Origin of the sequence: Methylomonas albis, from assembly GCF_014850955.1 — a bacterium.
Lineage (GTDB): Bacteria > Pseudomonadota > Gammaproteobacteria > Methylococcales > Methylomonadaceae > Methylomonas > Methylomonas albis.
In genome coordinates, this window is sequence record NZ_JACXSS010000001.1 from 1,726,706 (window position 1) to 1,740,399 (window position 13,694).

Sequence of the window (13,694 nt, forward strand, 5' to 3'; positions counted from 1 at the left end):
GTTATTGTTAGCCATCCTTGGGTTCGAGAAATAGCATAAGGTCAAAGCCGAATTGTTGTTTCAATTTTTTTAAAGCTTCATTTTGAATTTGCCTAACTCTCTCCCGAGTAACATGCAGCTGATCCGCTACTGCCTGCAACGTCATCTCCGTGTGATCGCGCAAACCGAAACGCATGGTCAAAATCGCCGCCTGTTTTTCAGGTAGCGAAGCAACTGCTTTGTCGACATATTGAGCGAGGTCCTGATCAATTAGTTCATCGAGTGGCAGGCTGAATTGATGCTGCTGCATTTTTGCCATCAATTCCAGGTTATCGTCGTCACCTATCGCCGCGTCCAGGGAATGGGTGGCCTGATAGTAACTGCTGATGGTTTTAATCTCTTGCTCGGATAAATCGCAGGCCAGTTTTAATTCGGCTAAGCTCGGCCAGCGCTCGTATTTAAGGTAACAACTGCGCATGGCCTCGAATACGGTGGCGGCTTTTTCGGCCAGAGCGACCGGTAAACGCACAATTTTTTCTTGTTTGACTATCAGTCGCGAGATGGCTTGTCTGATCCAATAAATGGCATAAGTGGAAAAACAGATGCCGCGATCCGGATCGAATCTATCCACCGCTTTAATTAAGCCTACCAAGCCTTCCTGCATCAAATCCTCAAAGCTCAAGTTACTGGTTTTGTACTTGTGAGCGACGAAAGCCACCAAGCCGGTGTTGGCGGAAATCATTTGCTGACGCAAGGTTTTTAAATCGCGCTTGGCTTTGCCCAGGCGTTTTTTGAAGTCTGCGCTGTCCTCGGTGTCTGCGGTCAATATGCCGTCTGCTTGTGCCGCGCTGTCCAGTAAAAATACCGGTAATAAATGTAAGCTGTACAACAAGCGATTGACCGAGCGAGCGACTAAGGATTGCTGCGCAAATTCCGAACCCATAAGTTGTACAACATTCTCAGCTTGTACAACTTTGTCCTGTCCGTTATTCTCACCGGAGATGCCCTGATTCTGTCTGGCCGCGGCTTGGTTATTAACTAGAAATTGCAGCAGTCGTTTGTAGTCTTCGGAGCTCTTGGCGACGATCAGATCCGAGCAGTCCGCACCCGAATTGAGATCGTGTAAGAATCTATTAATTATCAAAGCGTTAGTTTGTTTGTTCTCCAGCAATAACGCTAAGAGACTTTGCCTGGCCTGTTCAACTTGAACGGCAAGTGAGTTAGGTTGGGATTCTGTTACCGAATCCATCTCGCTATCAATTGGCAATGCGGCTAAGTTGGACATAATCAATTCACTTGGTTATTTAAGTTGTTGGCAAATAACTTACTAGAATGTAGAATGTTTGTCAAAGTATTTTCTATACAAAAGTTGAACATGTACTCAATTAAAGCGATTACCTCCTTAACCGGATTAACAGCGGAAACACTAAGAGCCTGGGAACGTCGCTACGCCTGCATCATGCCGGAGCGAAACAGTACGGGGCGGCGTTTCTATTCACAACAGGATTTGGAAAAGTTGACGCTGTTGGTCAATCTCACCCGCAAGGGCCATCCCATCGGCAAGCTGGCCGCCTTGGACAGCCAGCAACTGCAGGATTTTCAGAAACAAGTCGCTGTACAACCGGCAACAGAATCCTCGCCGTTGCTGGCGCAGATCATCGATTCTTTAAAGCATTACCGAATCGAACGCTGCGAACAATTGTTGAAGAAGGCGCTGATTGCTGCCGAGCCGTTGGACTACGCCAGAGACATTTTGTTGCCTGCCTTGCAATCAGTGGGTGAACTTTGGCATGACGGCAAATTGAATATCGCTCAGGAACACATGTTTTCCAGCTGTATCAAGCGGATTGTGTTGAGCATGGTCAACAACCTGCATCATCATTCTAAAAATAATCCGGGCATGTTGTTCGCCACGCCGAGTGGCGATCCGCATGAGTTTGGGATTTTGGTGAGCTGCTTGATTGCCGCCAATCAGGGCTATAACTGTTACTATCTGGGCGCGGACCTGCCTGCCAAGGATATAGTCGAGGCCTGCCAACACTTGAAGCCGGACGTAATTGTGATGGGTTTGGTCAAGACTCCGCCGGAGCAGGTCACCATCGACGAATTACAGCTGATAGTCGACGCGGTCAACGGCGAAGCAACCAAGGTTTGGTTGGGCGGCAGCGGGGCCTATTTTTATTACCAGCAATTACAAAAGGGTTTAATAAGCAATTGCGAATTGATCACCGATATCGATCATTTCAATGCCAAGGCCCAGCAACAGCAATTATCCAACTGATTGTGTATTAAGTCCTTAAACTCGACGCAGTGCTAGCTGCTGCTTACCCGGCTGGTAGCGTCTTCTAGCTGTATCCGATGCTGTTAAGCCATCGCCGAATAATTGGCATTTTTGCAAGTTTGCCACTATCTTGATCGCTCAAATGACGCGAATTTCAAACCGTTACGAGTACATATGATAATTTTTGTCAGAAATATTCCGGCAAACAGCCAAATTAGCGAACTGCAAGAATATGTGGCTGCGGCCGTGAAAAGAAACTTCTTTTTCCGTTCCGGACGAATATTGAAAACAGAAATTCTGGTCATACAGGACACGCGCGCGAAAGCCTACGAATTTCACGGTATGGTGCATGTCGATTCGGATAGGGCCGGTGCGCGCGCGATACAGAAACTGAAGGGCAGGCGATTTAAGAACAAGCTGGTGATGGTCAGAGAGTATAAATTTCGCAGCTGGCATAATGATCGAAGACTCAATCTCGACAAAGTGCCGGATATAATCCGAGACAAACGGCTTACCGAACGTCGGTGCGGACGAAGCGTTGAAATTATTAAAGATATTTCCAAGATTTTTAGTTCGTCCGAGGACTTTTCTCGAAAGCTTCTTTAGACCGGCAAGCGGCAATAGATTATTTGCCCATGCCATTTAATCAACCCCTTAGCAGGTGATCGGCATGAACGAAGACACATTTAATATGGAAATCAGAAAATTCCTAAAAACTGTCGGTATCAGTTCGCAACGCGAAATTGAACACGCCGTGGTCAAAGCGTTGGAATCCGGAAGATTAAACGGTTCGGAGAGTATTAGTGTGAAAATGACTTTGGAAGCACCGGCGGCAGGCATCAGCCATTGTATTGAGGGAACTATCGCGCTGGAATGACGGGCGCGGTTTCTAAAGCCTTTCCAGGGCGAGACCAGTGTGAATTCACACTGGCCGCGGGGCTTGGCTTGAAGTGTTTAAGACAGCGATTCTTTTTTGGCTTTTTTCGCGGCTTTTTTTTCTTTTGGGCTCAAGGCCGGCTGTTTCTTGGCTTCTTTGTTGCTTTTTTGGGCTTTGCTCATGATGTGTACTCCGTATTTTTTGATGGTTTTGTCCGACAAATAATCTCAATGATGCCTGTATGCCAGTGAACACCAACGACTCGAAATAACCCGCCAGCAAACTTATACACCTATTCAGGTGGATTAGAGTTGTTTCGATAGCGCCCAATGTTCTGGTGGGAAGAGTGTTCAAGCAAATAAACCCTGATCAACTGGTGCCAAGTTTGCTTAAATTAAGGATTCCAGGCACTTTCATCATTTCACGTTATGAACGAAATTAGCTACGACATCAATAGTCTACTGATCGCCTGCTTGCTGCTGGGGTCAATGGCGCTGGCAATCGAGCTGGGTTATCGGTTGGGTTTACGTATCAAGCCTAAGGTGGACGATAATTTCAAAGGTCATGTCAACTCGATTTCGGGGTCTTTACTCGGTATTCTGGCATTGTTGCTGGGTTTTACCTTTTCGCTGTCCTTGCAGCGCTACGACAGTCGGAGCGAGGCGGTAGTGGACGAAGCCAATGCAATCGGCACTGCGTATTTGCGCGCGCAGCTATTACCGTTGACGGTACGCGAGGATGTGATTGGCTTGATGCGTAACTATGTGGATTTGCGGGTGCGGACCGGCAGCGTCGATCTGACCCAACATGGACAGCGGGAAGCTCTGATCGCCGAGGCCGCAAGGATGCAAGCTATCCTCTGGGACTACGCCCGCCAGGCGAATGAACAGGCGCCGAGTCCGGTGACCACCGGCTTATTTATCCCCGCTCTGAACGATTTGATCGATAATTTTAGCAAGCGTGATGCCGAGCTGAATCGACATGTACCCGAGTTAGTGCTGGCCTTGTTGTACACCACCTTCGTGATGGCCGGTGCGCTCGTCGGCTATACCAATGGTTTGGCAGGACATCGCACATCGTTTGTCACCTACATATTAGTTTGGCTGATTGTAGTGATGGTTTTCATTATTCTGGATTTGGACCGACCTTATCGGGGCGTAATTAGGGTGAACGGGCAGAGTCTGATCGACTTGCAAACCGCTATTCACGCTGAAGGCAAGATAGACAATCGGCATTGACTTCGCCCGTTCTGAACAGCTTGGTTTAGGTCCGCTGTTTCAGCCAATACAGTGCATAGATGCCGGCAATCAAAGAATAAATGCTTAACTCGGTTTTCAGATCGTCAAACTGGTCAGCACTCTTGGTATGAAGTGTGGGCAAGTTACTGGTGGGAATTATGTCTGCGGACAATGGCTGTGACTGAGCGTTAACGCTGCTCGTATTCAGCAAATTCAACATTAAGATGCCGGTTATTATCATTATTTTGCGCATGCTAGGCTCTCCGGTAAGGTATTGTATCGATATAGTAGCGATACAATACCATGTGTGCAAATATTTTTTGCCACCCCGTTTTCGAGTAAGTTTTAGGCTTCTGCTTGCTTGCCCAAACCGCCACAAATAGTCAAGCTGCCAGGCAACTGGTCCAGGGTCGAGGTAAATGCTTAACGAAGGATGCAAGGCAAAAATTGCGCTAGGGTGTTTCGCGCTTCTGATTTTGTTCTTTGTTGACGTAACAGCCAAAGAACGCGCCGACACCGGTCAGCACAAGAAACCGGTACGCAATATGCCGGAAATCGACGCGACAGACGTGGGTACTGTCGATATTGAACAGGAAACCAATATTTTTGCCGCGGCGGCGGTTGCCAATCTCTCGGCCAATTACGGTTTGGCAGCGGGCTGGGATTTGGGGCTGAGTTTGCTGAACGGGCAATTTGTATCCACAGCCGTGCCTTCAGTGCCTTTTCAGCCGGACCTGATGTTAAGCGTGGAAAAACACTGGCTGACGCAAGATAGGCAACTTATCGCCGGCACCCAGAGCGGCCTTGGCCTGCTGGCGCAAACTACCGTATTTATGAGTTTTTCCTACCTGGAATATCAACGACATTTGCCGGACTGGGACACGAATGTCGATACAGGTCTGTATTACGCCAATGCGGCTTTGGCCGGCTTTCAGAGCGTAGGACTGCATGTGAATATAGAAGCGCCGTTGTTCGACAAGCTGCGGATCAATGGCGATTATTTATCCGGCAGCAATGCTTTGGGGGCGGCGACGGTCAAATTGCTTTATCCCGTCGTCGGTGACTGGCGATTGGGTTTGGGCGTTCAACGCCCGAATGCCTATGCCGGCGATCATTGGGTGGGATTGGTGGGTATTTATTGGCATTGAACAAAATATCGTCTGCAATGGCGTAATGAAAAGTCCACCTTGGCTGAGTTATCATCTTGTTTTTTAACAAAATCGGAGCCCGCTGCCATGTTAGAAATAATCCTGATCGTCTTTGCTATGGCGGTACTGATAGTGCTGGCATTGGCCAGCAAACAACCGAACCAATTCCAAGTCACCCGTTCCGCCAGCATAGCCGCGCCGCCGGCAAGTGTTTTTGCCCAAGTTAACGATTTGCAAAACTGGGAAGCTTGGTCGCCGTGGGCAAAACTAGACCCAAACGCCAAAAACAGTTTTTCCGGTCCGCAAGCCGGTGTCGGTGCAAACATGAGCTGGGCCGGTAACAACAAAGTAGGCGAGGGCAGTATGACCATCGTCGAGAGCCGTCCGTACGATTTGATACGTTTTAGGCTCGATTTTCTTAAACCGTTTAAAGCCAGCAGCATCGCCGAATTTACGTTCAAAGCAGATGGGGGCAACACCATTCTGGTCTGGAGCATGTCCGGAAAAAATAACTTCATCGGCAAAGTCATGAGTTTAATCATGAATTGCGACAAAATGGTCGGCGGCCAGTGGGAGCAGGGCTTGTCGGCCATTAAAGCGATAGTGGAAGCGGGTGGCTAGGTTTTATTGATCGTATTGGAGCGTGGGTTTGGCATTAAACTGGCCGGACTTGAGCTTGAGCGAATGGGGTGGCGTTCTCTTGCAATTGTTCGATGCTCGTTTTACCAGCCTGATACAACGGTGGTGTTAGGCGGGAGACAGGCTATGAGGTTTAGTAGGTAGGGCGAGAATAGGTGACGTTGTATGGTGCCGTTAGAATCGGTTGACATTCGGCATAAGCCCGTTGGCTATTGCAACTTACCGCTGAGTATTACGACCAGAGCAGCCACTTCCGATAAATATCCAGCGAGCTTTCGAGTGCTGGAGATCGGCCCAGACTGTGTAAAAACGTTGAATAGATGAAATACCCAGCCCGTATCGACCAATTCTGTTGAAATCGCGCGGTCCTGAGCGGCTAACGTTTCTGAATGGCGTTAACTGGTTTATCGACTTGATTTGACCAAATTGATGCTGATAGCCATCGGTAATAGGCTAAAAAAGAGCAATAAATGGCCGTCAGGCCACCATTGCTTCCATCAATGCAGTGGTTCCCAGTAGATTCATCACCCTTTTAAGGTTGTAGGCCAGTACATGTAGGCTCATCTCGGTGCTGACGCGATCAAGTGTCTTGGTCAGAAAATGGGTTGCACCCATCCATGCCTTGAGGGTGCCGAAGGGATGCTCCACCGTCTGGCGCCGAATACGCATGCTGTCTGGTGCTTGGTCTAAACGCGTTTGCATGGCATCCAGAACATCTTCATGCTCCCAACGTGTAATCCGTCGCTGTTCGCCTGGGGTGCACTTGGCTTTGAGTTCACATTGTTGGCAGCATGAACTCCAATAACGGTGTACTTTCATTTCTCGCTCAACAGTACTGTATCGCCAGATGAGGCGTTGGCCGGCCGGACATCGGTACTCGTTGTTCTCGGCGTCGTAAATAAAATCTGCCTTATCAAATCTTCCAGCAGCTTTGGCTGAAGAGGTTTTGCATTTGGGGACGAGGGGTGTGATACCGGCTTCATGGCAGGCCAGAATTTCTTCACTCTTGAAATAGCCGCGATCAGCAATGGCCGTTAGGTCTTGGACACCCATGGCTGTGCGGGCTTGCTTAGCCATTGAGGTCAGCTGGTCTCGGTCAATGCCGACATTGGTCACCTCATGGGTAACAATCAGGTGATGCTGGGTATCGACGGCCGTCTGAACATTGTAGCCAACGATGCCGGTGCCACGCGTCTTCATGGAACGGGCATCCGGATCGGTCAGGGAAATCTGTTTGTCGGGTGTCTTATTGAGCTCGACTTCGATGTCCTTGAGCGCTTTCATCTGCGCTTTCAGGGCAGCAATCTTATCTTGCAGGCGTTCGGACTTGGCCTTGGCAATGGCTGGCTCTTGCCGGTCGGCAGTGTCGAGTGCTGTCAGATAGCGATTGATGCTTGACTCGATTTCTTCCATTCGCCTTTGCAACTTGGCGCTGGTGAAATTCCGATCCCGGTTATTGACCGCCTTGAATTTGCTACCATCGATGGCCACTAAAGCTTCCGAGAACAAACCCAGTTGCTGGCACAACACGATAAACTGACGGCAGACGCTTTGAATCGCTTTGCCGTTGTCTTTACGGAAATTGGCAATGGTCTTGAAGTCGGGCGTCAGTCGTCCAACCAGCCACATCAGTTCGACATTACGTTGTGTCTCTTTCTCAAGACGCCGACTGGATTGAATGCGATTGAGGTAACCGTAGATGTAAATCTTCAAGAGAATGGCGGGATGATAGGCCGGCCTACCGGTGATCGCCGGTTCAACGCCGTCAAATCCAAGCTTGCCCAGGTCCAGTTCGTCGACAAAAACATCAACGACGCGCACTGGATTGGTATCGGTGATGTAGTCGTCGATACTTTCCGGCAATAACGTTGTTTGTGTTCGGCATTCACCTTCAATGAAACGTTTCATCGGCTGACCTCATCAATAACCTGAGCCTATTATATCAAGTTAGGCGTTTTGACACAGTCTGGGCCAATTTCCGACCTTCGATGTTGATTTCTGAATGGCCGGTTTATGTCATAAATTGCTCGTATAACGTTTGAATTAACCGGCAGCCGAAAACATGCGAAGCTTGCTGTAGGCCGTTCGGTGGTTTCGATGCGCGCGCCATGGGCCGCCAGATCGCCGCGCAGCACCGCCAGTTGCGAGCGTTTTTCCTGCACTTGTTCTTCCGGCAGAGTTTGTTGCCGGGCCAGGGTTTCGGCCTGCTGGAGTTGCCATTGCGCCAGTTCCAGCTTGGCCTGGGTGGCTAGCCTTTCGCCTTGCAGGCGCGAGCGTTCCAGCTCGAAATCCCGGCAGGCCAGTTGCACCAGCACCGCCCCGACCTTGACGCTGTCCCCGACTCGCACCGGCAAATCGACCACCAGCGCGTCGATTTGCGAGGCAATCGCCGAATGGTTCAGGCTCACCACCACCGCCGGCGCGGCGGATTCGGGATAAATCGCCAGTTGCGAGAGCGGCGCGGTGCGGACCTGAACCGCTTCGTCGGCCCAGGTAGTAATGGATAGGCTTAGCAACAAAGCGGGCAACCCGATGACGAATCCTTCCACTATCCTCATGCTTCGACCTTGACGCCGATCCGCCGCAACCTGCGCCAACCGCCAATCACCAATAACCACATTGGCAGTGATAAGCCGGCACAAGCGCCCAGCAATTGGGAGACATGCTCTTCAATGGATACGGGCGGTTGTTGGAATTGCGGTATCGCGTCGTATTCGGAAAACGTCGGTGTATCCAGCGTAAATCTCGGAAAATAAAACGCCCGCAGCCGTCGATGATAATCGGCGACGGCAGCCAGAAAAGCTTGTTGATGATCCTGGCCTTGGCCGGTCAGTTGATGGACGAATTGCTGGTAGACGATGGCCGGCGACAAAAAGCGTAAGCGTTCGACGAAGTCGCGCTGATGGCGTTGCTGTTCGTCGAACTCGGCTTGGCCGGGTGCCAACACCCGTTCGGTTTCTTCATCCAGCGCGATGCGGGTCTGGATGAAGTCATCGACATTGACACTTTGGGTGTTCGGCACCCGATCCGGATGGTCGATCAGATATTTGCCCAGCAATTCGGTCTTGCGCTTGCCGACTTCGATGGTGGCTTCCCGGCTGGCGTCGATGTATTCCATCCGCGAAGGCAACGGATACCATTGCTTCAGGCTTAGATTCAAACAACCCGGCAAGACCACGACAAACAACAGCCACAAGCCCGCCAGCAGCAAGCCGTTTTCGGCGGTGCTTTTGCCGCGGGTATTGACCCAGAACGCACAGCTAAACCAGAACAGCAGATAAGCCGCCGTCACCGCCAACCAGCCGGCCAATGCCAAACCGGTGTGCGATTTTTCCGGCTGGGTTGTCCAAAACCAAAATGCCAGGCTGAGCGGCGCCAGCGTCAACAGCAAAAACACCACCGCTCTGACCGCAAAGCGAGCGGCGATGATGCGTCTTACCGCCGGCGGCTGGCAGCTCAGCAACGGCAAAGTACCCAGTTCCCGCTCGCCGGACAATTGGTTATAGCCGATGATCAACACCGCAATCGGTAGCAAAGTCAGGATGACGAAGGCCGCATCAAAACCGCCGAACAATAGCCGCAATGGGTTTTCCAGATTGCGGTGCAGTTGTTCGTCGTAAGCGCCGCCGATTTCCCAGGCTGTCACCGAAATACAGGCGTTGTACAGATCGCTTTGGCCGACGGCCAGCGCCGCCAAATCGCCGCCGTGCCGGCAGATGTGTTGCATTGCGCTGCCGAAGGCCAACGCATAACGCGGGTCGCCGTTGCGCGCCGTCAAACTTTGCGCGGGTGCCGCCCCTTGTTCGCGTAGGTCGTCGGCTGCCTTGCGCAGCGCCTCGAATTGTTGGCGGGTTTGAGTTTCGTAACCGGCGATTTGCGCCTGCTGACCGTCCAGCCAATGTTGGCCGTTCGCCAAGCCGAATAACAACGCCAGGCTGCTGAGCATAACGGTGGCCCAAAACACCCGGTCGAAACGCAGTTGCCTGGCTTCCAGTAAAAACAGGCTGAAGAGACTCATCTCACACCCCAGACAGCCGGGATACGGCGTATCGGGCAAAGCCAACGGCGGCCATCGCCCAGGCCAACATCAGTGCGATGGCCAAGGGATAGGCGTTCAGCGCGCTGCTTGCGTTTGGCGGGCGATAGCTAAACGGCGGAATGCTTTGCCACAATGCGGCGTCGGCCTTGATCAAGGTATTGTCCCAACCGTTGGCGCCTTTTTGCTGAAGCTGGGCGACATAATCGTTAAGCAAGGTGTTCATGGCGCGGCGGTGCTGTTCCACCTGCCGGGTGAAATCCTGATGCTGAAGCAAGTCGTTGCCGGTCAGCGCCATCGACAACAGCGAAACGCCGACCGACGGCGCGATCAGCGTGCCCCATTCCAGGAGACGATTTTGCCGGCTGTACAGGTCGAAGCGTTGTCGTGCGTACGCTTCGCAAACCCGCCAGGCGGCTTGTTCGCCGACCTGCATGCTCTGGCCGGTGTAATCGAACGGCAAATCCTCAATACGTTCGACCCGATATTCCGCCAGCAGTTTTTTCCGTAAGGCGTCTTCGTCGTCTTGCCAGGCCTGATTCAAATCCTTCATGAAAGACTGCCAGAACTCGACATTGGCTGGCGTCGGGTAAAATCGGCCGCCGACATCCAGTAGAGCTCTCGGCACGGCAAACACCGTGACGCCCCAGAACACCAGCAAAAGTGCCAACGCGGTACGCGCGGACCGGCAGCAGGCCGACACGCCCAGCGACAGCAACAACAGGATGCCCAGATATAGACCGTAGAGCAACACCAACAAAACGGCGCGCAGCATTTCGTCGCCGCGCGACTCGACCGGCGCCAGCCAGCCAGTGCCGGCAATGCCCAACACGGCCACCGGCAACAGCACCGCCGCCAAGACCTTGGCAATACCGGCGACCTTGCCCCACAAAACCGCATTGGGCCGCACACCCAGGCTCAACAGTTGCCGTAAAGTGCCTTGTTCACGCTCGCCGGCGAAGGCTGGAAAGCTCAACAATATCACCAACAACGGTAATAAGGTCTGCGCGGCGAGGGCCGGGCTCAAGTCGCCGAAGCGTTGCAAGGCGCTCATGTCCCGAGCCGGCGGAAACTCCATCTCACCCTGAATATGCGCGCCGTTCATGATCGCGCTGCCGACATAGGGTTCTATACCGCCGTCGACGATAGTCAACGGCCTTGGGGATTTGAAGGCGTAAATGCCGTAATGCGCGGCGTCGTGCGGATGCTTGGAATCCTGCTGGCCGAAGCGTTGGTAATCGTGCTCGGCGGCTTCGGCGGCCTGATTTAGCAAATCCCGATAATTGCGCCAACCCAATAGACTGGAAGCCATCATCAATACCAGCATCAACGAAGCGGCCAGACGAAAGCGGCCGTCGCGGCGGCATTCGGTGAATTCCTTATTCGCTATCGTACGGATCATAAAGCCGCCTCGGCCACATGTAAGCCGGCCTGCATGTATTGCAGATAAATCCGTTCCAGCTCGGCGGCGCTGATCTCGCCGGTATTCAACACCGTCAGCATTTTGCCGCCCTTCATGATGCCGGCCCGGTGACCGGATTCCTTGACCCGGAACAAATCGTGAGTCGCCATCAAAATCGCCACGCCGGAATCGGCCAGCGTGCGCAGCAAATTGGAAAACTCGTAAGACGCTTGCGGATCGAGGCCGGACGTTGGTTCGTCCAGCAACAACACCTTGGCTTCCTTGGCGCAGGCAATGGCGATGCCGACCTTCTGCCGCATGCCTTTGGAATAATTAGCCACCGGTTTATCAGCCGCCTCCTCCAGCAAACCGGCGGCCATCAGGAAATTGCGCAGCTGCTTTTTAGCGTAGCGGTGCCCTGACAGCCGGCTGAAATAATCCAGATTCTCGACGCCGGACAAACGCGGATACAGTGCGACGTTCTCCGGCAAATAAGCCACCATTTGCCGGGCTTGCCCGGTATCGCGGCTGACGTCGAAACCGCCGATCCTGGCGACACCTACGCTAGGAGCAATGAAGTTAAGGAACAAATGAATCGTGGTGGTTTTACCGGCACCGTTGGCGCCCAATAGGCAAAAGATTTCGCCAGGCGCGACGCGCAGGTTCAGTGCGTTCAGCGCCAGGTTTGCGCCATAGGCTTTGCTCAGCTCGCAAGCTTCTAACATGAATCATCTCTCCTTTAGTTGACGAATACGGAGACTGGACGCTTCAACTTCGACGCCCGCCGCTTTTTCAGCCAAATATAAACCCCGGTAACCGACAGCATCGCCACCACCAAGCCCATTAGACAGACGAAGATTTTGTAAGGCAAACCCCAGACCGCCGCCATGTGCAACGCAAATAACCACATGCTGATAGTCATGCCGGCATTTTGACGGGAAGGAGTAAACAAGCTGACAAACGCACCGCTATCACCATCGAAAAAAACGATGGTGCTGCCATTTTTATCGTTGATATCCCGGTCGCTCATGACCACATAGCCGAACAAGCCTTTGTCCGGCTGATATTGCAAGGCTTCCTCGTTGATTATTTGGAAATCGTTTAACCGGGCTTGTTCGGCCATCAAGCTTCGACCAATCGCATGGGCGTCTTGCCAAGCTATGTTTGGTGCAGGTCTAGGCTGGGGCAGATTGGCAATCGGAAACTGGCTGAAATCAGGCAGATCGAACAGCGTCTTCATCACCGGTTGGTAAACCTGAGGCCCCAAGTTGAAACCAACCGACGACCAGGCAAACACGAACAGCATCAACCAGGTCCACAAGCCGCCGGCCCGATGCAAATCGAAATTGAGCCGAAACGCCGACGCCGGCCACTTGACCTTCCAGGCTAACGCCCAACGCGACCAAAAACCGGATTGGGTGTTCTCGTTCTTCGAAACAGAAATAAACGGTAGGATGTGCTGAACGTAGTGAAGCGCATCGTTCGCGACCGATGCGCCTCGTACCTCGGCACATCCTACTTTTTTGCGTCGAACAGGAAACGTCAGATAAAACGCCACGAAACAATCGATGGTCCAGATCAAGGCCGCGATGCCGAACAACCACACGCCCACCTCGCCCAAAGCCAGCGAATAATGCAAGGCATAGATAAAATTGAGAATGTTGCGCCGGGTCAACGGCCAATAGCCTTCGTCCTTGCCGTAATCGATCAATTCTCCGCTGTAGGGATTAAGGCGCATCGCTAGAAAGCCCAATTCATAGGGCTTGCCGGTGGCGGGATCGGTGCGTGGCGTCAAACCGGCTTCATAGACTTGCCCCGGTTTGCGGTTGAAGCTGACTTGGTTGATCTGTGCTTGCGGTAGCAGGGCCAGCGCCTTGTCGCGCAATACAAAGTCGTCCAGCATAGGCCGGTCGAGGATAGCTACCTGATGATGCTCGGAATTCAGCCAGCCGTCCAGTTCGTGATAAAACGCCAACACGCTGCCGGTCAATCCGGCCACGGTCAAAAAAAATGCCATGTACAGGCCGGCGTAACGGTGCAGCAATACCCAGAAATGTCGTGTCATAAGTAGTTAGTCATTAGCGTTTAAACAAT

The 13,694-nt window shown here is 52.2% G+C and carries 14 protein-coding genes; 6 read left to right on the plus strand and 8 right to left on the minus strand.

Features of this window, described 5'->3' with window-relative positions; genetic code table 11:
* Positions 1 to 7: 7 nt before the first annotated feature.
* Positions 8 to 1,264, minus strand: coding sequence for a sigma-70 family RNA polymerase sigma factor (locus EBA_RS07950; RefSeq protein ID WP_192374150.1), 1,257 nt, complete (start codon positions 1,262 to 1,264; stop codon positions 8 to 10).
* A 90-nt stretch (positions 1,265 to 1,354) separates the two neighbouring features.
* On the opposite strand from EBA_RS07950, the gene EBA_RS07955 reads away from it, so the two are divergent.
* The 4 genes from EBA_RS07955 to EBA_RS07970 all read left to right on the plus strand — a co-directional run bounded on the left by EBA_RS07955 (position 1,355) and on the right by EBA_RS07970 (position 4,375).
* Entirely contained in the window at positions 1,355 to 2,260 is a 906-nt protein-coding gene (locus EBA_RS07955; RefSeq protein ID WP_192374151.1) for a MerR family transcriptional regulator, read from the plus strand.
* Positions 2,261 to 2,434: 174 nt separating this feature from the next.
* Entirely contained in the window at positions 2,435 to 2,866 is a 432-nt protein-coding gene (locus EBA_RS07960; RefSeq protein ID WP_192374152.1) for an RNA-binding protein, read from the plus strand.
* Positions 2,867 to 2,930: 64 nt separating this feature from the next.
* The gene (locus EBA_RS07965) at positions 2,931 to 3,137 is read left to right on the plus strand and encodes a DUF6494 family protein (protein WP_192374153.1); all 207 of its coding nucleotides are present in this window, start codon (positions 2,931 to 2,933) and stop codon (positions 3,135 to 3,137) included.
* Between the two features lie 428 nt (positions 3,138 to 3,565).
* A complete protein-coding gene (locus EBA_RS07970; RefSeq protein WP_192374154.1) occupies positions 3,566 to 4,375 on the plus strand; it encodes a bestrophin-like domain in 810 nt (269 codons plus the stop codon).
* 25 nt (positions 4,376 to 4,400) lie between these two features.
* On the opposite strand, the gene EBA_RS07975 is transcribed toward EBA_RS07970, so the two are convergent.
* A complete protein-coding gene (locus EBA_RS07975; RefSeq protein ID WP_192374155.1) occupies positions 4,401 to 4,628 on the minus strand; it encodes a hypothetical protein in 228 nt (75 codons plus the stop codon).
* Between the two features lie 166 nt (positions 4,629 to 4,794).
* Between EBA_RS07975 and EBA_RS07980 the strand changes: the two genes are divergently transcribed.
* Together EBA_RS07980 and EBA_RS07985 are read left to right on the plus strand one after the other, a co-directional pair.
* Complete coding sequence (locus EBA_RS07980; protein ID WP_192374156.1) at positions 4,795 to 5,523, plus strand: hypothetical protein; 729 nt, start codon at positions 4,795 to 4,797, stop codon at positions 5,521 to 5,523.
* Between the two features lie 87 nt (positions 5,524 to 5,610).
* A complete protein-coding gene (locus tag EBA_RS07985; protein WP_192374157.1) occupies positions 5,611 to 6,144 on the plus strand; it encodes an SRPBCC family protein in 534 nt (177 codons plus the stop codon).
* Between the two features lie 495 nt (positions 6,145 to 6,639).
* Here the strand turns inward: EBA_RS07985 and EBA_RS07990 are convergent, their stop codons facing one another.
* From EBA_RS07990 to EBA_RS08015, 6 genes are read right to left on the minus strand one after another with little or no spacing between them, the layout of a single operon-like run.
* Positions 6,640 to 8,070 (minus strand): IS1182 family transposase, encoded by a 1,431-nt coding sequence (locus EBA_RS07990; RefSeq protein WP_192374158.1) that lies wholly within the window; start codon positions 8,068 to 8,070, stop codon positions 6,640 to 6,642.
* Positions 8,071 to 8,099: 29 nt separating this feature from the next.
* Entirely contained in the window at positions 8,100 to 8,720 is a 621-nt protein-coding gene (locus tag EBA_RS07995) for an efflux RND transporter periplasmic adaptor subunit (protein ID WP_192374159.1), read from the minus strand.
* Positions 8,717 to 10,180 carry a DUF3526 domain-containing protein gene (locus tag EBA_RS08000; RefSeq protein WP_192374160.1) on the minus strand — a complete coding sequence of 488 codons (1,464 nt, stop codon included), beginning with the start codon at positions 10,178 to 10,180 and terminating at the stop codon, positions 8,717 to 8,719. The genes EBA_RS07995 and EBA_RS08000 overlap by 4 nt, the downstream gene beginning before the upstream one ends.
* Position 10,181: 1 nt before the next feature.
* Complete coding sequence (locus EBA_RS08005) at positions 10,182 to 11,600, minus strand: ABC transporter permease subunit (RefSeq protein ID WP_192374161.1); 1,419 nt, start codon at positions 11,598 to 11,600, stop codon at positions 10,182 to 10,184.
* A complete protein-coding gene (locus tag EBA_RS08010; RefSeq protein WP_192374162.1) occupies positions 11,597 to 12,325 on the minus strand; it encodes an ABC transporter ATP-binding protein in 729 nt (242 codons plus the stop codon). Before EBA_RS08010 ends, EBA_RS08005 begins: the two co-directional genes overlap by 4 nt.
* A gap of 14 nt (positions 12,326 to 12,339) precedes the next feature.
* Positions 12,340 to 13,665, minus strand: coding sequence for a PepSY-associated TM helix domain-containing protein (locus tag EBA_RS08015; RefSeq protein ID WP_192374163.1), 1,326 nt, complete (start codon positions 13,663 to 13,665; stop codon positions 12,340 to 12,342).
* Between the last annotated feature and the right edge of the window lie 29 nt (positions 13,666 to 13,694).

What these genes read in the sequence shown, in the direction of transcription:
- EBA_RS07950 (WP_192374150.1), bottom strand. Translation starts at nt 1,264, where the DNA reads ATGTCCAACTTAGCCGCATTGCCAATTGATAGCGAGATGGATTCGGTA.
- EBA_RS07955 (WP_192374151.1), top strand. Translation starts at nt 1,355, where the DNA reads ATGTACTCAATTAAAGCGATTACCTCCTTAACCGGATTAACAGCGGAA.
- EBA_RS07960 (WP_192374152.1), top strand. Translation starts at nt 2,435, where the DNA reads ATGATAATTTTTGTCAGAAATATTCCGGCAAACAGCCAAATTAGCGAA.
- EBA_RS07965 (WP_192374153.1), top strand. Translation starts at nt 2,931, where the DNA reads ATGAACGAAGACACATTTAATATGGAAATCAGAAAATTCCTAAAAACT.
- EBA_RS07970 (WP_192374154.1), top strand. Translation starts at nt 3,566, where the DNA reads ATGAACGAAATTAGCTACGACATCAATAGTCTACTGATCGCCTGCTTG.
- EBA_RS07975 (WP_192374155.1), bottom strand. Translation starts at nt 4,628, where the DNA reads ATGCGCAAAATAATGATAATAACCGGCATCTTAATGTTGAATTTGCTG.
- EBA_RS07980 (WP_192374156.1), top strand. Translation starts at nt 4,795, where the DNA reads ATGCTTAACGAAGGATGCAAGGCAAAAATTGCGCTAGGGTGTTTCGCG.
- EBA_RS07985 (WP_192374157.1), top strand. Translation starts at nt 5,611, where the DNA reads ATGTTAGAAATAATCCTGATCGTCTTTGCTATGGCGGTACTGATAGTG.
- EBA_RS07990 (WP_192374158.1), bottom strand. Translation starts at nt 8,070, where the DNA reads ATGAAACGTTTCATTGAAGGTGAATGCCGAACACAAACAACGTTATTG.
- EBA_RS07995 (WP_192374159.1), bottom strand. Translation starts at nt 8,720, where the DNA reads ATGAGGATAGTGGAAGGATTCGTCATCGGGTTGCCCGCTTTGTTGCTA.
- EBA_RS08000 (WP_192374160.1), bottom strand. Translation starts at nt 10,180, where the DNA reads ATGAGTCTCTTCAGCCTGTTTTTACTGGAAGCCAGGCAACTGCGTTTC.
- EBA_RS08005 (WP_192374161.1), bottom strand. Translation starts at nt 11,600, where the DNA reads ATGATCCGTACGATAGCGAATAAGGAATTCACCGAATGCCGCCGCGAC.
- EBA_RS08010 (WP_192374162.1), bottom strand. Translation starts at nt 12,325, where the DNA reads ATGTTAGAAGCTTGCGAGCTGAGCAAAGCCTATGGCGCAAACCTGGCG.
- EBA_RS08015 (WP_192374163.1), bottom strand. Translation starts at nt 13,665, where the DNA reads ATGACACGACATTTCTGGGTATTGCTGCACCGTTACGCCGGCCTGTAC.